Annotated in this window: 26 protein-coding genes and 1 pseudogene; 15 read left to right on the top strand and 12 right to left on the bottom strand. The window is 59.9% G+C overall.

Translation table 11 applies throughout. The annotated features are described in order from the left end of the window. Positions 1-51: 51 nt before the first annotated feature. The 5 genes and pseudogenes from JNA92_RS04425 to JNA92_RS04405 all read right to left on the bottom strand — a co-directional run bounded on the left by JNA92_RS04425 (position 52) and on the right by JNA92_RS04405 (position 3,746). Positions 52-1,638 (bottom strand): ABC-F family ATPase, encoded by a 1,587-nt coding sequence (locus JNA92_RS04425; protein WP_241803514.1) that lies wholly within the window; start codon positions 1,636-1,638, stop codon positions 52-54. 20 nt (positions 1,639-1,658) lie between these two features. Further along, positions 1,659-1,935: pseudogene (locus tag JNA92_RS04420) on the bottom strand (site-specific integrase); the annotation flags it as partial. Positions 1,936-2,074: 139 nt separating this feature from the next. Then, complete coding sequence (locus JNA92_RS04415) at positions 2,075-2,326, bottom strand: helix-hairpin-helix domain-containing protein (protein WP_241803513.1); 252 nt, start codon at positions 2,324-2,326, stop codon at positions 2,075-2,077. Positions 2,327-2,554: 228 nt separating this feature from the next. Continuing rightward, on the bottom strand, positions 2,555-3,232 hold the full coding sequence (locus tag JNA92_RS04410; protein ID WP_241803512.1) for an FMN-dependent NADH-azoreductase: 678 nt from the start codon (positions 3,230-3,232) through the stop codon (positions 2,555-2,557). Between the two features lie 31 nt (positions 3,233-3,263). After that, the gene (locus JNA92_RS04405) at positions 3,264-3,746 is read right to left on the bottom strand and encodes a GNAT family N-acetyltransferase (protein ID WP_241803511.1); all 483 of its coding nucleotides are present in this window, start codon (positions 3,744-3,746) and stop codon (positions 3,264-3,266) included. A gap of 90 nt (positions 3,747-3,836) precedes the next feature. Here JNA92_RS04405 and JNA92_RS04400 point away from each other — a divergent pair, with 90 nt between their 5' ends. Further along, positions 3,837-5,273, top strand: a complete 1,437-nt coding sequence (locus tag JNA92_RS04400) for a PLP-dependent aminotransferase family protein (RefSeq protein ID WP_241803510.1) — start codon at positions 3,837-3,839, stop codon at positions 5,271-5,273. On the opposite strand, the gene JNA92_RS04395 is transcribed toward JNA92_RS04400, so the two are convergent. Then, positions 5,266-5,745 (bottom strand): carboxymuconolactone decarboxylase family protein, encoded by a 480-nt coding sequence (locus JNA92_RS04395; RefSeq protein ID WP_241803509.1) that lies wholly within the window; start codon positions 5,743-5,745, stop codon positions 5,266-5,268. The two genes, JNA92_RS04400 and JNA92_RS04395, sit on opposite strands and share 8 nt — an antisense overlap. A 162-nt stretch (positions 5,746-5,907) precedes the next feature. On the opposite strand from JNA92_RS04395, the gene JNA92_RS04390 reads away from it, so the two are divergent. Further along, a complete protein-coding gene (locus JNA92_RS04390; RefSeq protein ID WP_241803508.1) occupies positions 5,908-6,108 on the top strand; it encodes a hypothetical protein in 201 nt (66 codons plus the stop codon). A 30-nt stretch (positions 6,109-6,138) separates the two neighbouring features. Here JNA92_RS04390 and JNA92_RS04385 read toward each other — a convergent pair whose 3' ends face one another. Further along, on the bottom strand, positions 6,139-6,486 hold the full coding sequence (locus JNA92_RS04385; RefSeq protein ID WP_241803507.1) for a hypothetical protein: 348 nt from the start codon (positions 6,484-6,486) through the stop codon (positions 6,139-6,141). Positions 6,487-6,854: 368 nt separating this feature from the next. On the opposite strand from JNA92_RS04385, the gene JNA92_RS04380 reads away from it, so the two are divergent. The 9 genes from JNA92_RS04380 (at position 6,855) to JNA92_RS04340 (ending at position 12,059) form a co-directional block, all read left to right on the top strand. Next, positions 6,855-7,838 carry a DUF1852 domain-containing protein gene (locus JNA92_RS04380; protein ID WP_241803506.1) on the top strand — a complete coding sequence of 328 codons (984 nt, stop codon included), beginning with the start codon at positions 6,855-6,857 and terminating at the stop codon, positions 7,836-7,838. Positions 7,839-7,865: 27 nt separating this feature from the next. Beyond that, positions 7,866-8,900 carry a methionine synthase gene (locus JNA92_RS04375; RefSeq protein ID WP_241803505.1) on the top strand — a complete coding sequence of 345 codons (1,035 nt, stop codon included), beginning with the start codon at positions 7,866-7,868 and terminating at the stop codon, positions 8,898-8,900. A 110-nt stretch (positions 8,901-9,010) separates the two neighbouring features. Then, positions 9,011-9,517, top strand: coding sequence for a flavin reductase family protein (locus tag JNA92_RS04370; protein WP_241803504.1), 507 nt, complete (start codon positions 9,011-9,013; stop codon positions 9,515-9,517). Positions 9,518-9,632: 115 nt separating this feature from the next. Continuing rightward, on the top strand, positions 9,633-9,962 hold the full coding sequence (locus tag JNA92_RS04365) for a hypothetical protein (protein WP_241803503.1): 330 nt from the start codon (positions 9,633-9,635) through the stop codon (positions 9,960-9,962). Between the two features lie 85 nt (positions 9,963-10,047). Continuing rightward, positions 10,048-10,293 carry a hypothetical protein gene (locus JNA92_RS04360; RefSeq protein ID WP_241803502.1) on the top strand — a complete coding sequence of 82 codons (246 nt, stop codon included), beginning with the start codon at positions 10,048-10,050 and terminating at the stop codon, positions 10,291-10,293. Between the two features lie 60 nt (positions 10,294-10,353). Continuing rightward, complete coding sequence (locus JNA92_RS04355) at positions 10,354-10,581, top strand: hypothetical protein (RefSeq protein ID WP_241803501.1); 228 nt, start codon at positions 10,354-10,356, stop codon at positions 10,579-10,581. A 103-nt stretch (positions 10,582-10,684) separates the two neighbouring features. Continuing rightward, positions 10,685-10,981 carry a hypothetical protein gene (locus JNA92_RS04350; protein WP_241803500.1) on the top strand — a complete coding sequence of 99 codons (297 nt, stop codon included), beginning with the start codon at positions 10,685-10,687 and terminating at the stop codon, positions 10,979-10,981. Positions 10,982-11,213: 232 nt separating this feature from the next. Beyond that, a complete protein-coding gene (locus JNA92_RS04345) occupies positions 11,214-11,546 on the top strand; it encodes a hypothetical protein (protein WP_241803499.1) in 333 nt (110 codons plus the stop codon). Positions 11,547-11,729: 183 nt separating this feature from the next. After that, positions 11,730-12,059, top strand: a complete 330-nt coding sequence (locus tag JNA92_RS04340; protein WP_241803498.1) for a hypothetical protein — start codon at positions 11,730-11,732, stop codon at positions 12,057-12,059. Positions 12,060-12,092: 33 nt separating this feature from the next. On the opposite strand, the gene JNA92_RS04335 is transcribed toward JNA92_RS04340, so the two are convergent. Further along, positions 12,093-12,290 (bottom strand): hypothetical protein, encoded by a 198-nt coding sequence (locus JNA92_RS04335; RefSeq protein WP_241803497.1) that lies wholly within the window; start codon positions 12,288-12,290, stop codon positions 12,093-12,095. A gap of 193 nt (positions 12,291-12,483) precedes the next feature. On the opposite strand from JNA92_RS04335, the gene JNA92_RS04330 reads away from it, so the two are divergent. Together JNA92_RS04330 and JNA92_RS04325 are read left to right on the top strand one after the other, a co-directional pair. Continuing rightward, positions 12,484-13,284, top strand: a complete 801-nt coding sequence (locus JNA92_RS04330) for a lipopolysaccharide biosynthesis protein (protein WP_241803496.1) — start codon at positions 12,484-12,486, stop codon at positions 13,282-13,284. Between the two features lie 73 nt (positions 13,285-13,357). Next, complete coding sequence (locus JNA92_RS04325) at positions 13,358-13,858, top strand: methylated-DNA--[protein]-cysteine S-methyltransferase (protein ID WP_241803495.1); 501 nt, start codon at positions 13,358-13,360, stop codon at positions 13,856-13,858. 41 nt (positions 13,859-13,899) lie between these two features. Here the strand turns inward: JNA92_RS04325 and JNA92_RS04320 are convergent, their stop codons facing one another. Together JNA92_RS04320 and JNA92_RS04315 are read right to left on the bottom strand one after the other, a co-directional pair. Then, positions 13,900-14,142, bottom strand: a complete 243-nt coding sequence (locus JNA92_RS04320) for a hypothetical protein (protein WP_241803494.1) — start codon at positions 14,140-14,142, stop codon at positions 13,900-13,902. Continuing rightward, the gene (locus JNA92_RS04315) at positions 14,139-14,882 is read right to left on the bottom strand and encodes a carbon-nitrogen hydrolase family protein (protein ID WP_241803493.1); all 744 of its coding nucleotides are present in this window, start codon (positions 14,880-14,882) and stop codon (positions 14,139-14,141) included. Before JNA92_RS04315 ends, JNA92_RS04320 begins: the two co-directional genes overlap by 4 nt. A 202-nt stretch (positions 14,883-15,084) precedes the next feature. Between JNA92_RS04315 and JNA92_RS04310 the strand changes: the two genes are divergently transcribed. Next, positions 15,085-15,777, top strand: coding sequence for a metallophosphoesterase (locus JNA92_RS04310; protein ID WP_241803492.1), 693 nt, complete (start codon positions 15,085-15,087; stop codon positions 15,775-15,777). On the opposite strand, the gene JNA92_RS04305 is transcribed toward JNA92_RS04310, so the two are convergent. Together JNA92_RS04305 and JNA92_RS04300 are read right to left on the bottom strand one after the other, a co-directional pair. After that, the gene (locus tag JNA92_RS04305) at positions 15,758-16,372 is read right to left on the bottom strand and encodes a LysE family translocator (protein WP_241803491.1); all 615 of its coding nucleotides are present in this window, start codon (positions 16,370-16,372) and stop codon (positions 15,758-15,760) included. The two genes, JNA92_RS04310 and JNA92_RS04305, sit on opposite strands and share 20 nt — an antisense overlap. Positions 16,373-16,458: 86 nt before the next feature. Next, positions 16,459-17,280, bottom strand: a complete 822-nt coding sequence (locus JNA92_RS04300; protein ID WP_241803490.1) for an AraC family transcriptional regulator — start codon at positions 17,278-17,280, stop codon at positions 16,459-16,461. Positions 17,281-17,411: 131 nt separating this feature from the next. Between JNA92_RS04300 and JNA92_RS04295 the strand changes: the two genes are divergently transcribed. After that, complete coding sequence (locus JNA92_RS04295) at positions 17,412-18,035, top strand: LysE family translocator (protein WP_241803489.1); 624 nt, start codon at positions 17,412-17,414, stop codon at positions 18,033-18,035. Positions 18,036-18,041 lie beyond the last annotated feature (6 nt).

The raw sequence follows: 18,041 nt of genomic DNA, 5'->3' as shown, positions 1-18,041 counted from the left end.
GCAACAGAGACCGGCCCGGTCACCTGAGAGGGCCAGGCCAGCTCAACGATTTCAGACCAGCACACCCTGGCTGCGCAGGTAGTCGTCGTAGGTACCGCTGAAGTCCACCACACCGTCCGCCGACAGCTCGATGATACGGGTCGCCAGCGACGACACGAATTCACGGTCATGGCTCACGAACAGCAGGGTGCCTGGGTAGTTTTCCAGGGCCAGGTTCAGCGCCTCGATAGATTCCATGTCCAGGTGGTTGGTCGGTTCGTCCATCACCAGCACGTTGGGCTTCTGCAGGATCAGCTTGCCAAACAGCATGCGGCCCTGTTCACCACCGGAAATCACCTTGACCGACTTGAGGATCTCGTCGTTGGAGAACAGCATGCGCCCCAAGGTGCCACGGATGACCTGCTCACCAGAGGTCCATTGGCCCATCCAGTCGAACAGGGTCATGTCTTCTTCGAAATCGTGCGCATGGTCCTGGGCGTAGTAGCCCACTTCGGCGCTGTCGGTCCATTTCACCGAGCCCGCATCCGGCGTCATTTCGCCGACCAGGGTGCGCAGCAGGGTGGTCTTGCCGATACCGTTGGGGCCGATGATCGCGACGCGCTCGCCGGCTTCGACCGTGATGTCGAAATTCTTGAACAGCACCTTGTCGTCGAAGGCTTTGGCCATTTTTTCCACGACCACAGCCTGGCGGTGAAGCTTCTTGGTCTGCTCGAAGCGGATGAACGGGCTGACCCGGCTTGAAGGCTTGACCTCGGCCAGCTGGATCTTGTCGATCTGCTTGGCCCGCGAAGTGGCCTGCTTGGCCTTGGAGGCGTTGGCCGAGAAGCGGCTGACGAAGGTCTGCAGTTCCGCGATCTGGGCTTTTTTCTTGGCGTTGTCCGACAGCAGCTGCTCACGCGACTGGGTGGCCGCGGTCATGTACTCGTCGTAGTTGCCTGGGAACAGGCGCAGCTCACCGTAGTCCAGGTCGGCCATGTGCGTGCACACGCTGTTCAGGAAGTGCCGGTCGTGGGAAATGATGATCATGGTGCTGTTACGCGCCGTCAGAATCGTTTCCAGCCAGCGGATGGTATTGATGTCCAAGTGGTTGGTCGGTTCGTCGAGCAGCAGCACGTCCGGGTCCGAGAACAGCGCCTGGGCCAACAGCACCCGCAGCTTCCAGCCTGGGGCCACTTCGCTCATCGGGCCAAAGTGCTGTTCCAGCGGAATACCCAGGCCCAGCAGCAGCTCGCCGGCGCGCGATTCGGCGGTGTAGCCGTCCATTTCGGCGAATTCGGTTTCCAGCTCGGCGACGGCCATGCCGTCTTCCTCGGTCATTTCCGGCAGCGAGTAGATACGGTCGCGCTCGGCCTTGACCTTCCACAGTTGGCCGTGGCCCATGATCACCGTGTCGATCACGGTGAATTCCTCGTAGGCGAACTGGTCCTGACGCAGCTTGCCCAGGCGGGTGTTCGGCTCGAGCATGACCTGACCACCGGAAGGCTCCAGGTCGCCGCCGAGGATCTTCATGAAGGTCGACTTGCCACAACCGTTGGCACCGATCAGGCCATAGCGGTTGCCGTTGTTGAATTTGACCGAGACGTTTTCGAACAGCGGCTTGGAGCCGAACTGCATGGTGATGTTAGCGGTGGAGATCAAAGGGCTTACCTATCAGTAACTTACGACGCTGGGCTTTCAGCTGATACCGATTTGATACCAATCTTGAGATTTGCCAGCTCGCTCCAGTCGGAGCTTGAGTTGAGCCAACGGGCATGCGTCGACAGCAGCATCTGAACGCTGTGACCCAGCTGTTGGGCGATAAATGCGGGGGTTGAGGCCGGACATTGAGCATATTGTCGCATAGGTGTGCCGGCAGTTGTATGGGGGGCGACGTCTGATCCCCAATTCATTCAGCACACAAACCCACTGAGTATGGCGGCCGGCGGTCTGTTTCACTTACCCTGCGTTCGTCGACGGCTGGAGCCTCCAGGCATTCACGATTGCCATGGCCAGTTACACGCCCTGCACCGCGACATCAGCGCCATGGCTACGCCTTCATCATCCCCACGCTGAAATGCCCAAAAGCGTGGCCAAGTCAGGATGAGCTATTCGTTAACGCGCCTTTCGCAAGCTCGACGGCGGCGGTCACCGCTGCTTTTGCTTGAGGACTATTTTTCCAGCATGTCGACCCTACGGCAGCGGATGCCCGGGCCAAGATGTCGGTAACGCTGGCCCTGCTCAGCTCGAACATTGATTCGATACCCAACTGTTCAAGTCTGGTGATGACGGTCGGGCCTACGCCCTTAAGGGCTAATAGTGCAGCACGTTCCTTCGGTGAAAACGGCATCCATGCAATCCTTTTATGCGATGTTGACCGCCCGAATATTGCCTTATGCCGAATGGCGCCGCTACAAGCGTTACAAGTGCGTGCAGGCAGAACATCACGGCTGAGCCAACACCGCCCAAGGATCGATGCGAGTCTCTGCCGCAGGCCAGCGAACATGGACGCCGACCAGGCCAGGAATTTGCCCATGGCCATCTACACCGCCAGTGCGGGCGCGCCGACCGGTTGGTCTTAACGCGGACTATAGGCTTGATCCACTCTTTGCCTACTCTTACTGAAGAACGCCCGCACTTCACCGTACGCTGTTTCTCTTCCAGTATTCAGTGACTCCACCCCTTTGGCCGTACCTTCAACGGTAAAGTAGTCCACGTGATTCAGCCCAATGGTGGCGAGGACGGCGGACAGGTAGGGGCGCAGAAAATCGGGTTGCCGGGCATTTGGGCCGCTGATGGCGCCACCGCTGGCTATGGCGACGTAAACCGGCCGATCCGCCAGCGTGCCCACCTTGCCTTTGGCGGTGCCGAGAAACGTTTTGCCCACGCGCACCACTTGGTCGATCCACGTCTTGAGCGAGGCGGGCACGCTGTAGTTGTGCATCGGCGTGGCGATCAGCAGTATGTCGCAAGCCTGCAGTTGGTCGATCAATTCGTCGGAACGGCTCAACGTACCTTCCTGGCCGCTCGCTACGACCACGCCCTGATTGGCTAACGCCTGGGCATATGGCGCATCGACTGGGGCCAAGGTGTTGAGGTCAAGATTGGTCAACTGGATGCCCCTTCTGCCGGACTGGTTGGCCAGGGCGAACAGGATCTGCTGGGACAGTTTCAAACTTTCAGAAGCGCCTGCATTGGGGCTGGCGATCAGGCGAAGAATACGCACAGGAGCAAGTGGCTGCTGGGACGTTGTCATGCTGGTTGCCTCCTTGGAAGAGTAGGGGGGGTTATGGCGTAACGAACTGTTTTTGAAAGCGCAGAGCACCGGTCAACAGGCCTTCGCGGAAGTAGAACCGTTGTGCGCGGGCGTTAGCCAAACCCGTGTCGAGTACCAGGCGTGCACAACCGCTGGCACGGGCCAGTCGTTCCAAGCCCTGCAATAAGCGCGAACCCCAATGACCACCGCGCTGAGCCTCGGCGGTTACCAGGTCATCGACATACAGGAATGCGCCGTAGACCAGGTTTTCCTGGAGGCGGTAACCCGCCAGCGCCACGAGAACGCCTGAGTCGTAGGCGCCAATCAGGCGATAGCCTTCAACGCGCATACGCTCGATGCGGCTGATGAAGTCGGCTTCGCTGGTCAGGTGTGGGCGCAATTGCTGCATGACCGGGAATGCGCTGCGCAGGTCTTGGGTGCTGTCCAAGGGACGCAGGGCGGTGTCGTTCAGATCGAGCACGCTGGGTACGAAGTTGTGCGAAGTGAATGTCATGGGAGTTCGCCTCATCAGTAGCTGATGGCGCTATAGTGAACGTGCAATGACCCACTTGCCTGAGCCAAGAAACGGGATATGAACTAGGCCATGATGACTCCCCCCACGCCGCCTTTTGCGCCCTTGCAAGAGCCGTCCGGTTTGCCTCTGTATCGTCAACTCTACGACCGCGTGCTGGCTGCCGTTGCCGCCGGCACGTTGTCTCCTGGTGACCGCTTGCCGTCGGCGCGCGCCATGGCCAAGGACCTGGGGGTGGCCCGTGGTACCGTCGAACTGGCCTATTCGCTGCTGGTCAGCGAGGGTTACCTTCTGGCGCTCGGGCAGAAAGGCACCGTGGTCAACCCCGAACTGCAGAAGCCTGTATCGACGGCCACCGCGTTACCGGTCAGCAGCCCAGTGATCGAAGACTGTGCTGATTCGCTCTGGCGTCCGCCGCAACTGTTGCCGTTCCAGATGGGGGTGCCGGCGCTGGATGCATTTCCGCGCAAGATATGGGCGCGCCTCGGTGCTCGGTATCTGCGCGGGATGCGCCTGGGGGACCTGGACTATCCGGCCCCCCACGGCCTGGCGGCGTTGCGCAGCGCCATCGCCTCGTATCTGCAGGTGTCCCGAGGTATCGATTGCGGTGCTCATCAGGTGTTCATCACCAGCGGTTGGCGCAATAGCCTGTCGTTGGTCGCGCATACCTTGTTGCAGCCAGGCGAGCGCGCCTGGGTGGAAGACCCGGGCTATCCCACTACGCGCCAGGTGCTTCGCCAGTTCGGCTTGGCGCTCGAAGCGGTGCCGGTCGATGCCGATGGAATGAATGTGGAGCAGGCCATCGCCGCTTCTCGGCCGGCTCAGGTGGCCATGGTGACACCGGGGCATCAGAGCCCGCTGTCCATGGCGCTGTCGCTGCCGCGCCGACAGTTGCTACTGGATTGGGCTGCCCGCACCGGTGGCTGGATCGTCGAGGACGATTACGATGGCGAGTATCGCTACGTCAGTCGTCCACTTCCTGCGCTGGCCAGCCTGGATCGCCATGGGCGCGTGTTGTATGCCGGCACCTTCAGCAAGGTGCTGTTCCCCGGCATTCGGCTGGCTTACCTGGTGGTGCCGCAGGCTCAGGTGGCAGCGTTCGAGCGCGTGGGCCGAGCCTTGTTCGCGGCCGGATCACCGTCCATTACCCAGGCCTTGGTGGCGGAGTTCGCTGCCGAGGGGCACTTCGCTCGGCATATTCAACGCATGCGCCGACTGTACAACGAGCGACGGGCAGTGACCCTCGAAGCGCTGGAGCGAACATTGCCCAGGGGTATGCAGGTGGAGCGCTCGCCAGGCGGCATGCACCTGGTACTGCGTTTGCCGGAGGAGGTGAGCGACGCAGCCCTGGCCGAGCAGCTGCTGGGCAAGGGCATGTCGGTACAAGCGTTGTCGCGCTGGGCTGCCTCATCGCAGCGCCAGTCAGGCCTGCTGCTGAGTTTTACCAACTGTGCCACGGCTGCTCCGGGCGAGCAGCTTGGCACTTTGATCAGCCAGCTCCTCAGTTGAGGTTGGCCTTGTTCAGGCCGAACAGCTCATCGGACGAGCCCGGGACCGCCTGGAACGCCACATTGAGGCGATTCCAGCCATTGATGGCAACGATCAGGAACGTCAAGTCCGACAGCTCCTGCTCGGAAAACTGCTCGCGCACACGTGCATACAGGCTGTTGGAAACACCATGAGGCGGCAGCTGGGTCAGGGCTTCAGTCCACTCCAGCGCCGCTCGCTCTACTGGCGAGAACAGCTGCGATTCACGCCAGACGGCGACATGGTGAAGACGCAGCTCGCGCTCGCCATGGATCTTGGCCTCTTTCACATGCATATCCACGCAGAACGCACAGCCGTTGAGCTGCGAAGCCCGTAGCATGATCAGGTGGGCAAGCTCGGCCAGTGGCGGCTTCTTGCTCAGCTGCAGGGTGAGCTCGACCAGTTTGTTGGACGCTTGGGGAGACAGCTTGAAGTAGTCAAGGCGGTTGTTCATGGGGAGTTACTCGCAGTGGGTTGGTGTTCGTTGGCGCCCACTGTAGCTACGCTTGGACTAGCCCCACAGGGCCAAGAGGGTGATTTCGAACTAGGCCATGTCAGTATCGATGCGCGCGTCGGGTTATCCTGAGTCCATCAGTGAACACCAAAGGAGGCATGCATGCTGTGGTTCGGAACCGACAAGGCCAGGTTCAAGGTTCAGCGCCGCATCGCGGGCGCCGTGTTATTCATCGCGGTCTTTTTCCTGGCCACGCAGATCGAGGCATGGTGTTCAGGTAAAGCCTCTTTTGGCGATGTGTTTGACGGCATCGTCTTGACGGCGCTTGGTGGAGGGATGTTCTACCTGGCAGGCAGAGGGTGACCCTCGCTGGCAGGCTACCCTGCAGACGCGTCAGGGCTTGTATTCAATGGTGTACGACGCATCGGTTTGCGGGTCGATGATGACCGGCAGGCCGAACAGCTTGCCTTTACACTCACTGACGACGCAGCGGTAAATGGACCCCTGCTTGAGCTGAGCCCACAAACCTTCGTCATGTATCACGATACACAGGACGCGGGCTTCTGGATCCTCTCTGACCTGAGCGACGTGGTGGTCCAGGTCGCAACCGAAATCAGGTGTGGTGAACTCTGGATCGTAGCCAATCAACACGCCATGCCTTTTCAGATCTTCCCTGATACGCTCAATCACGTCGTCTGCTTCTTGTTTTAGCATGATCGTTATCTCACGGTGCGTGGACATACCAAAACTCTAGCTCACCCTGCCTGTGTTCGCCGGCTTCCGGTATTGCCTACACGTTTTTTTTGACCACCCAAACACCCAGCCGATTGTGAGTACTGCTGGCGTCAGGGCGTCAGGGCGGGGCGTGGGGTGAAGATCAGCAATCGCGAGCGTCCAAGGCCTAAAAGCTCAGCTGAGTGAAGGGTATTCATCTGATCCTGGCCTGATCATGAGCAGCGCTAACGATCCTTTGAAATCAATTCATTAGCCACCGCTCAACCGCGCTCTATAAACTGCCCCTCAATTAGCGCCAGTGACCCACTAATTAGCTGATCAAAAAAGCTATACGGTGCACTGAACGGATTACGAGATCAGGACGTCAGGCCAACATGAGCAATGAATTTGCATTTGCCCTCAAAAGCATTCGCTTCGATGAGCATTATCAGCCATCGGACAATACGCGCACAACGACCAATTTCGCCAATTTGGCGAGAGGGGCGAGTCGTCAAGAGAATTTGCGCAATACGCTGAAGATGATCGACAATCGCTTCAATGCCTTGGCGCATTGGGACAACCCCAATGCTGATCGTTATACGCTCGAGCTTGAAATCATTTCCGTTGAAATGAATATCGGTGCTGTACGCAGCACGCCTGCCTTGCCATTGATCGAGGTCTTGAAAACGACGGTCGTTGACCGTCACACCAATGAGCGTATCGCCGGTATGGTGGGGAATAACTTCTCCTCGTACGTCAGGGATTATGACTTCAGCGTGCTGTTGTTGAGCCACAACAAGGGCCAGGCGCAATTCAGCACCCCCGACAAGTTTGGCGACCTCCACGGCAAGCTGTTCAAGTCCTTCGTCAGCTCGGACACGTATAAGGCGCATTTCAGCAAGCCGCCGGTCATCTGCCTGAGCGTCTCCAGCGCCAGGACCTACCAGCGCACAGAGAATCAGCACCCCGTGCTCGGCGTCGAGTACCGGCAGGACGAGTATTCCCTGACCGATGAGTATTTCAGCAAGATGGGCCTGAAGGTTCGCTACTTCATGCCGCCGAACAGTGTTGCACCGCTGGCCTTCTATTTTGCCGGTGACTTGTTGGGTGACTACACCAATCTGGAGTTGATCAGCACCATCAGCACGATGGACACGTTCCAGAAAATTTACCGGCCTGAAATCTACAACGCGAACTCCGCAGCCGGGAAGTCTTATCAGCCCAGCTTGCAGCACCAGGATTATTCGCTGACGCGTATTGTTTATGATCGTGAAGAACGCAGCCGGCTCGCTATCAAGCAGGGGAAGTTTGCCGAAGAGCACTTCATCAAACCCTATTACGCCATTCTTGAGCAGTGGTCTGCCAGTGACGCTGCTTGAATCGTCTAACGTACAAGGTCTTTTATTGTGAAAAAATTGCTCCCCACTTCAACGGCTGGCAGCTTGCCTAAACCGTCCTGGCTCGCAGAGCCTGAAACACTTTGGTCCCCGTGGAAGTTGGAAGGTGATCAACTGATCGAAGGCAAGCAGGACGCGCTGCGCTTGTCGTTGCAAGAACAGCAACATGCCGGTATCGACATCGTCAGCGATGGCGAGCAAACACGTCAGCATTTCGTCACGACCTTTATCGAGCATCTCGATGGCGTGGATTTCGAACAACGTGAAACCGTCAGGATTCGCGATCGCTACGATGCCAGCGTGCCAACGGTGGTGGGCGCCGTTGCGCGGCGCAAGCCGGTCTTCGTCGAGGACGCCAAGTTCCTGCGTCAGCAAACCTCGCAACCGATCAAATGGGCGCTACCAGGCCCCATGACCATGATCGACACGCTGTACGACGCGCATTACAAGAGCCGCGAAAAGCTGGCTTGGGAATTCGCCAAGATCCTCAACCAGGAAGCGCGCGAACTGGAAGCCGCCGGTGTCGACATCATCCAGTTCGACGAGCCCGCCTTCAACGTCTTCTTCGACGAGGTGAACGAGTGGGGCGTCGCCACCCTGGAGCGCGCCATCGAAGGCCTCAAGTGCGAAACCGCCGTGCACATCTGCTACGGCTATGGAATCAAGGCCAATACCGACTGGAAAAAGACCTTGGGCTCGGAATGGCGTCAATACGAAGAGGCCTTCCCCAAGCTGCAGAAGTCCAGCATCGATATCGTCTCGTTGGAGTGCCACAACTCCCACGTGCCCATGGAATTGATCGAGCTGATCCGTGGCAAGAAAGTGATGGTCGGCGCCATCGATGTGGCAAACCACGCCATCGAAACCCCGGAAGAGGTGGCAAACACGCTGCGCAAGGCCCTGCAGTTCGTGGATGCCGACAAGCTCTACCCCTGCACCAACTGCGGTATGGCGCCGCTGCCGCGTGAGGTGGCAAGAGGCAAGCTCAATGCGCTGAGCGCGGGCGCGGAAATCGTCCGTCAAGAGCTCCTGAACAAACGCTGAGCCCAAGTCGAAGGTGCTCAGCGAAGGCTCAGGTAAGGTTCAGCCCGAATGCTCGGGCTGACTAGGCTTTTGCTGCACCTTCGAGCGGTAATCAATACCCAGGACCTACTATGTCATTCCCTAATGCTATCGAGCCGACGCGCTTGCGCGAAGCGCTTGGGCACTACGCCTCCGGCATCACGGTGATCACAACCCACATGGGTGACGAGCCGGTTGGCTTCACGTGCCAGTCCTTTTACAGCGTGTCGATGAACCCGCCGCTGGTGTCATTCAGCGGAATGGCCAACTCGGCCAGCTATCCGAAGATTCGCCAGGCAGGTCGCTTCGCGGTCAACATTTTGTCCGGTGAACAGGTCGGGATCTCCAACCAGTTCGCGCGGCGAGGGACGGATAAGTGGCACGGGGTCGAGTGGCAGCAATCGCCTTTGGGCAACCCGATCATTGCTGGCAGTCTGTATTGGCTCGATTGCGAAATGCACGCAGAGCACGAAGCCGGCGACCATCTGATCGTGATCGGTGAAGTGAAGGCGCTCAACCTGCACAAAGCCGGTGATGCGCAGCCATTGCTGTATTTCAAGGGACAATACTGCAACCTCGCCGAACCCATCGCGGTTTGAGCACGCCGCTTGCAAATGTAAAAGAATGTAACCTTGTCGTTCCTGCCTGGTTTCCCCGGTGCAGCTGTGTATGCTGTCTTCCCGGTCAGGAATATCAAAGGTGAAGGTCCGCTCCATGCGCAATCGCGGCAAGATTTATTGGGACTGGGCCAGTCCAGAATTACATGTGCGCAACTACGACGAGCGGCTCTCCTGCGGCACCTTGATCAATATCCAGGCACGGCTTTCAAGGGATAACGTCACGCAGTTGTTTCTGGGCATCTACGGGAAAAAAGGCGTGCTCCTGCTCGAGGAGAGCTTTACCGATTGCCCTGGACAGAAGCTGTCCGCAGCCATGGCCTGGGCGCTGGACAGGGCTCGCGACTGGGTTGCCCGCACGTTTCCAGCGCCACAGCCACCCGCCCCAGAGCCGCTGCCGCGAAAAGGCTCGCGACTTTCCAGGTAACCGCACTGGAAAACGGAACGCACGCGTGAACGCACCAGTCGTATTTGCAGTAGAGGTGCAATCAGGGCGCCCGTTGGAGAATCAGATGAACCTTCAGTCCACCAATCATGACCTTTATGTGCACTCTTACCTGGGTTACCAGGCATCCATTTACGTTCTGTGGGAATCGTGCACTGAATCACCCACCGGCATGCTGGTAGAGGTCGGCCGACCAGGCAGTGTTTCGAGAACGCTGCGAGTGAGTCGGGCATTTTCGTCCTCCACGGAGGCCATCCTCGAAGGCAAGGTGATGGCTGAGCAGTATGTCCAGAGCCAGGCGGGCAGAGCCTGATGCCTGTCACTCGATCGAACGCATGCATGGCCGGCAAGGGCCCGGCACCTGGAAGGTCGAATGGACATTGCTGACCAATATCAACTGATAGCCGAAACTTCCGGGCTGACCATTGGCCAAGTCGGCAGTTACCTGGCCCACGTGGCTGTTCAGGCAGACGGTGCCTGGCTCGTCTGTTTCGCACATGAAGTGGCGCGTGACCCCGATGTCGCCAGCAAGCTTCCTGCTTCAAGGACCGTGCTGATCCCGAAGCAGCAGGTGGACGCTTACGAGCGTTCTAGAGGCTGAGGCGCCTGGCGGGCAGCTTCGACGGCCTTGTCAGGTTGCAGGCGCGCGCGCTCACATTCGTCTATGCCTATAACTGAGGTTGTATCCGGATCAGGAGGTTTGAATGAAGCGGCCAATGCTGGGCGTTTGTCTGATTGCTGTTGCAGGTATGGCCAACGCAGGCATCCCATTGGTGAATGCCACATGCCCGGGCGACATCGAAGTGCACGCGGATGAAGGCGGCCCTGTCTACATCAATGCCAAGGAGGCAAAGGTGAAGAAATTCAGTGACGCGTATTACGAAGCCAAGGGCGCTGGGGTTACCGTCTCCATCATGGTCAACCCGGATGAGTCTGTGGGCGTTTCGTACACGGGCAAGGGCGGTGCAAATGGCGTTTGTGAACTGACCGAGCAAGATTGAGCGGTGCGGTTGGCACTCCTCATGCCGAGTGCCCGTCAGCAGCAAACCAGCTAGTACGCTGTCGCCAGCCATATAGCGAAGAAGAATATTGCCCTGCTAATCGTGAGGGTTAATATGAGCAGGGCAAAATAAAAACAGGGCGTTTCTCATTAGCTGTTTTTCGAGGGTTGTTGACGGGGGCGCCGGAGCGTGTCGCGTGAAAAACTCTAGATCGTTCGCAAGCGCAATACTGATGTCAGCCTTGGCTGCAACGTTTTTGGCCGGGTGTGCACACAACCCCGATGTTCGGGATGGGCATGATCAGACCTCGGGTATCACTGAGAAGAGCCCGCCGGATTATCTGGGGTGCGTCAAGGAAGAGTTGCATGGGAGTGCTACCACCTATGAGGTGGGGAGTGGCGACTCGGTCCGCCTGTTCGTCGACAGTACCGACCCCAATACAGCCAATGGCCTTGTAGAGTTGCGTAGCTACGGCACGCGTCACCAGTTCATGGCTTATCAGCGTGATGCCTGGTATGACCACGGGCGGCTGCTTGACGCAGCGCTCATGTGTTCGAAGGCCTAATTCGCCAACTGCAACCCTGAGAATGAAAAGCCCGCACCACACAAATGCGGGCTTTTCATTCTCAGCGCCCACGCCTGAGCAGGCTTGATTGCATGCGGCACGAGTTCGAGTCCTACCTTGGTGGATTAGTGCTGATGCAAAACCGTGGTTAAAATGCACCCTGTTCACTTGAGTCAAATGCAAATGCCTAACTTTCGCATCTTTTTCTGCTCCGTCCTGGTGATGAGCCTGGCCGGTTGTGCAAACCCCGGAAAGCCGACAGCCAGCAAGCTGACCCGCAAGTCGCCAGAAGGCTATGTCGCCTGTGTATTGCCCAAATGGCAAGCGCTGGCGCCAATGACGACGCAAAAATCCATTTCCCACGGCTACCGCCTGACCGCACCCAGCGCAGTGACTTCCGACGAAGTCCTTGAAGTGGTGGAGTCCGGGGAGGGCAGCCGGGCGACGTTCTACAAAGGTAGTTTTCTCTCGGGCAACAAACTGCGCCTGGCGGCCAGGGAGTGCCTGGATTGAGGTGACGCCTGGCTCCTGGCACTCCCATGCCTTCTAGGCCTTCAGGTTCATCTGCCGGCATTGCACCTGCGCATCCTCTTTGCTGGAGTAACTGGGCTTGAGACGCTCCTTTGCTTGGTTGTCGTAGATGTCGTAGCCGCCGCAGACGGTTGCTGCGTAATAGCGGCCGGCGACACGGAATGATTCCTTTTCGATAGGTACTGCGGGAACGATAACGAATCTTGGTTGCATGGTTCGTGCCTCCCCAGGCAGAGAGTTAAGTATTAGTACCGCCAGGGGTAACCAGCAAGGATACTCATGAATAAATGACGCCGGCGCTTGATACGCAGGGCCAGACATTGGCCAGGTGTGAGCGCTCTGTAGAAATGATCGTAAGGTGCCCCGGGGTATTGTGTTTTGAGTACTGCAAACCGATGATGGCACGATGAATACATCTCCTTCACGGCTCAACGCCGAGCGTGGCGCGTTCTCAAGTTTCGAGGCGTGCCGAAATACCCAGAAAGGGCCTGTGGTGATTCTTGCGTCGGGCGCTTCTGCCAAACAGTTCCCCTTGCTTGAATTTGCACACCTCCCTGTGATTGCCATGAATGGTTCGGTTTCCCTCACCGATGCGTGTGGTGTGAAGCCGTTCTTTTACCTCTGCACCGACAAAAGCTTTCCCACGCAGCAGCCAGCGTTGTTTGCCCTGGCGTTGCGCGATAGCCAGCGCTTGGCTTTGTGGCCAGAGCAGTTCATCGGCGCGGATATCCCGCTCGGCACCGCGTGTTACCCACTGCATAAAGCCGACAACCCCGGCATGCTCGACGGGTTGCGCGGGCACGGCGCAACCCATGTCTGCAGCAGGGCGTTGTGGAGCAAACGGGCGCGATCGATCGCCTTCAGCAAAGACCTCTCAAGGGGCTACTACGATGCCCGGACAGTGGTTTATGTAGCGCTGCAACTGGCCTATCACCTGGGTTTCGAGCAGGTGTTGCTGGTCGGGGTTGACCTGGACCAGTCACTCGGGCGCTTTTACGAGAAGGCCGAGGGGCAGCATTCCCCCTGTGGGCTCGATCAGCACTGGGAGAGCCGCATACTGCCGTCGCTGACGCTGATGGCCGAGCAGGTTGTCAGCGAGCGGTTCCGGGTTTACAACCTGTCCGAGGTTTCTCGCATTCCCGCGACGTTGATCCCGAAAATCGACCTAGCCCAAGCCCGCCGCATCGCGAGCTGCGTGGATGCCTGAGCAAGAAAACGGATGCGCGGTGCCAGGGCCGACGCTACAGTGCCCGCACCCAGCCTTGCAGCGAGAAAAACCCATGTCCAGTGCCTTCACCCTGATGCAGTCCCCGGTCGGCACCTTGACCCTGGTGGCCCGCGGCGAGTGCCTGGCCGCTGTACTGTGGGAACAGGAGCGGGAGAACCGCGTGCGCCTGGGTGAGGTGCATCGCGATGACGAAAAGCCAATACTGCGCGAAGCCGCTCGTCAGTTGGATGAGTACTTTGCTGGCCAGCGCCAACGTTTCGAGTTGGCACTGGACTTTGTCGGCACCGCGTTTCAGCGCCAGGTGTGGGCGGCGTTGCTCACCATTGCGTTCGGCCAGACCCGAAGCTACAGCGACATTGCCCGGCAGATCGGTAACCCCAGCGCCGTACGCGCGGTCGGTGCGGCCAACGGCCGTAATCCGATCTCGATCATTGCCCCGTGCCACCGGGTGATCGGCGCATCCGGGAGCCTGACCGGGTTTGCCGGGGGAATACCGGCCAAGCAGTACCTCCTGGCGCTGGAAGGCCAACAGAGCCAGGCTTGGGACTTTTAGCCAGGTATTGGCGGTGAAGGGGCGCGACTGAACCTGGCCACTCAGCTGACCCAGTACGCGATCAGGCAAACCACCACTGCCAGCGTCGAGCCTGCCATCAGCGTGTACTGCCGATGCGCCCGGCGGGCCTGGGGCCTTACTTCGCGCAGGTACTGGCCGGGCGGTGGCGCATCCGGGCGATGGCGCAACCCCTCGGCCAGCTCATTCAGATGGCTGTCGATCAACAGGCCAACCAAATGGTAGGTGCTGGCAAAACAGGCCACTGTCAAAAGCAGATACTTCATGGCGACGGCATGCTCAGCGATACGCTGATGGCGCTGGCGTTCGTGGTATCCAGCAAGAGGATGCCTTCCTGACGGCCGTCCAGCGCTGCCAGCAGGTTGCCCTGGCTGTCCCAGGCCGCCGAGCCGCCGGCACCCACGAAGTTGTCGGCCGGCCCCACACAGTTGGCCATCAATACCGGCATACCCAAAGTGCGAGCGACTTGGGGGTAGTGCTCATGGCCTTCACGGACGCCCTTTGCCGTTTTCGCCACGCTCACCAGATACAGTTCTGCGCCGCTGTCGCGGGCTTGTGTTGCGTGCGCGAGGAACATCGACTCGTAACAGATGGCGGGCGCTATCTGCAGTTGCCCTGCGGCGAACACCAAGGGCTGATCGCCCGCGGAGAAAAACGCCAACTCGTCCTCGTGCAGCCGTTGTTTGGCGTAGGCCAGCCGCGGCTGACCGGGACGCAGGATCGGCATTGCGATCTGAATACCATCAGCCGTGGGCAATGGCAGGCCCACGGCGGCGCAGATTTCCAGGCGGTCGCAGCGTTGCTGTAACGGATCGAGCCGGGCGGAGGTGATCGGCAAGGCCACCTGCCGTGCCAGGGTAGGTTCGTAACCGGTCAGCGACAGCTCGGGGAATACCACCAGTTCGGCGCCCAGGCCTGCGGCCTGCTCTATGCAGTGCAGGTGACGGTCGAGATTGACTTGCAGGTCGCCTTTGACGGATGCCAGCTGTACGGCACAGAGCTTCATGGGTAATCCCTTTCCCTGGTACAGGTCGAAGGCCGAGCATACTACCGCCACGGATGCCTGTACCAGTGAAGGGTATTTCAGCGGGCCGCAGGCGGGGCGAAACTTGTGCCATGCTGTTGCTTGACAGGGGCATGAGCACGTCATGGACGAGCGCGGCACCCATCGTCCGCTCCCCAGCGTGCAGTAGCAGAGGAAGAATGCAATGAGCCGGTTTCGGCGGGTAGCCGCCAACAGCCACGGCCGTGATCTGGCAGTTGGCGATATTCACGGGCATTTTCGGCGGCTTGAGCAATGCCTGGCGGCGGTAGGGTTCGACCCAGCAGTGGACCGGCTGTTCAGCGTCGGCGACCTGGTCGACCGCGGCCCTCATAGTCTCGAGGCACTGACGTGGCTGACCAAGCCGTGGTTTTACGCTGTGCAGGGCAACCACGAATCGTTGGCCATCACCTGTCATTACGGGGGGCGGCTGGATCTGGACATGTATCGGGCAGCGGGCGGCGGTTGGTTTCTCGACCTGCCAAAAGATGAGCAGGCGGTGTTCGTCGAACACTTCCTGCAGCTGCCGATAGCCATGGAAGTACAGACAGAGGCCGGGCTGATTGGTGTGCTGCATGCCGACAGCCCCTTTACAGACTGGGCCGAACTGCGCGCCAGTCTGCTGGAAGATGATGACCCGGGCGTGCGTGAAGTGTGCCAATGGTCCCGGCGGCGGCTCAAAGAAGGGGACACCGGCGCCGTGGAAGGCGTGCGTGCCCTGCTGGTGGGGCATACGCCGGTGCTCCAGGCCAAGCGGTTGGGCAACGTCTGGCACCTGGACACCGGGGGGTGGGCAAGCGGGCATTTCAGCCTGATGGGCTTGGCCGACCTGGCACTGCTCAACCCCGCGCCAGTCTGAACAGCAATGCACCTGCCAGTATTATCAGCATCATCCCCGAGGCCCGCTCCAGCCAGGGCAGGGCATGAGCAAAGCGCCGCAGAAGGCGCGGGTTGCCGATCGCTGCCGCTACCAGTAAGTCCCACAACAGAACGATGCTGAACATCCAGACACCATAGGCCCATTTCCAGCCAACACTGCTGCTGGCGACCATGCTGGCGAGGCTGGCGTAGAACAGTCCGTTCTTGGGGTTGAGCCCGCCCGATACGAAGCCCATGCCCAACCCTCGCCACCAGCCGCTCACTGCCCCTCGGGTACCGACCGCAGCCAGGCCGGATCGTCCGGCGTGGCGCAGGAACAGCGCGCCTATGTAAAGCAGGTAAAGCGCGCCGGCCAACTGCAGGGCGATGAACACCGGGCTGCCTTCCTGCAGTACCGCCAGGCCTGCGAAAGCCAGGCTGATGAACAGGCCATTGGCCAGGGCGATGCCCAGGCAGGCGCCGCTGGCAACGCGCCAACCGGCGCTGATCGAGGTGCGGGCGACCAGGAAGAAATCCGGGCCAGGGGACAGCAGGGCCAGGAAGTGGGCGAGGGCGACGATCAGAAACTGCTCCATGGGGCGGCTTTCTCAAGGGGTGGAGCCGCAGTGTGCAGGCGCGTCAGGAGCAGGTATTGAAGATTATTGCAGGTTGCCCAAGGCGGCTAACCCCGGCGCAGCCGATACTGACCCGGCGTCACGCCCACATGCGCCTTGAATACCCGCTGGAAATGGCTCTGATCGGCAAAACCCAATCGATAGGCCACCTCGGCCAGCGCCAGCCCGTCGCTTAGCAGCCGGCGGCCACGGTTGATGCGGGCATTGATCAGGTAGGCATGCGGCGTCAGCCCGGTGGCGGCGCGAAACGCACGGATCAACTGATAGCGGCCAAGCCCTGCTTGCCGGGCAAGCACTTCAAGGCTGAGCCGGGCAGGGTCCTGGGCTTCGATACACTCAATCAGGCTACCCAGGGCCGGCAGGCCTAACACGGGCGCTGGCGCAGCGTCCAGGTGCGGATGCTGGGCAAAATCATGATCACCCATGAAGGCGATAAGGGCGGCTTCCTTTTCGCCGCTGCTTGCAGCCGAGAACAGCAATTCATTCAACGCACAGAATTCTCGGTACAACGCAGGCAGCCGGCTTATCCGTGCCGGGGCCCCCGGCGCGGCCGCATCGAGCCCCGACTCCAGCCGCAGCTGCGCAAGCCACTGGGCCTCGACATGCAGCATCTGGTAGCTCCAGGCCTGACCGGGTTCGGGGTTACAGGCATGCACCCGCTGCGCCGGCACCAACACCAGCGTGCCTGGGGTCAGGCGCTGTTGCCCATCACCCGCGCCGGTGAAGAGGCTGTACCCCGCGTCCACCGCTCCAATGGAGAAGGTCGGGTGACTATGGGCCTTGTAGCAGGCGCGGCTGTGGCAGGCCCGGCGGCTTTCCACCCAGGGCAGGGCCGGATCGCGCCAGAGTGAGGAGCGGGTAGGGTGCATGCTGAAGTCCTTGGTCTGGCTGGCAGCTTAACAGCGCCGAACGCACTGCCGTACAGTTTTTGCCTGTGGCTGTACCTTGACCCGGTACCGCTTGAGCATCGAAATTGGCGGCAGATTTCCAGGAGAACGAAATGGACCTGTCGAGCCTGCTGTTATTCATCCCCGCCTGCTTCGCCCTGAACATGGCACCTGGGCCGAACAACCTATTGTCGTTGCACAATGCCAGCCGCTATGGCCTGCGTACTGCCTGCGTGGCAGGTGGCGGCCGCATCATCGCCTTCAGCGGCATGATTGCCTTGGCGGCGATGGGCCTGGCGGTGGTGCTGCACACCAGCGAATACCTGTTCCTGGTGATTAAGGTAGTGGGTGCGGCCTACCTGTTCTACATCGCCTGGCAGCTGTGGTGCGCTCCGGTGGGCGAGGCGCTGGTGGCCAGCGAGCAACCGCGTGGCAGTTGGCGCCTGGCGCGGCAGGAGTTCTGGGTGGCCGCGGGCAACCCGAAAGCGATCCTGATTTTTACTGCTTTCCTGCCACAGTTCGTCACGGTAGGCAGCACCACCCCGGTCAGTGAGCAGTTTCTCTGGTTGGGGGTACTGTTCCTGCTGCTGGAATGGGTGGCGATTGCCCTCTATGCCGGCCTTGGCGCCTACCTGCAGCGCTGGTTCAGCCAGCCGGGCCCGCGCCGGGTGTTCAACCGGGTCAGCGCCGGCCTGCTCGGTTGCGCAGGCCTCGGCTTGCTGGCCGCGCGCCGTTAATGGCGC

This window comes from Pseudomonas putida (genome assembly GCF_022627325.1).
Taxonomy (GTDB): domain Bacteria; phylum Pseudomonadota; class Gammaproteobacteria; order Pseudomonadales; family Pseudomonadaceae; genus Aquipseudomonas; species Aquipseudomonas putida_X.
The sequence above is the reverse complement of the archived record's forward strand: the minus strand, read 5'-3'. Positions and strand labels throughout refer to the sequence as shown.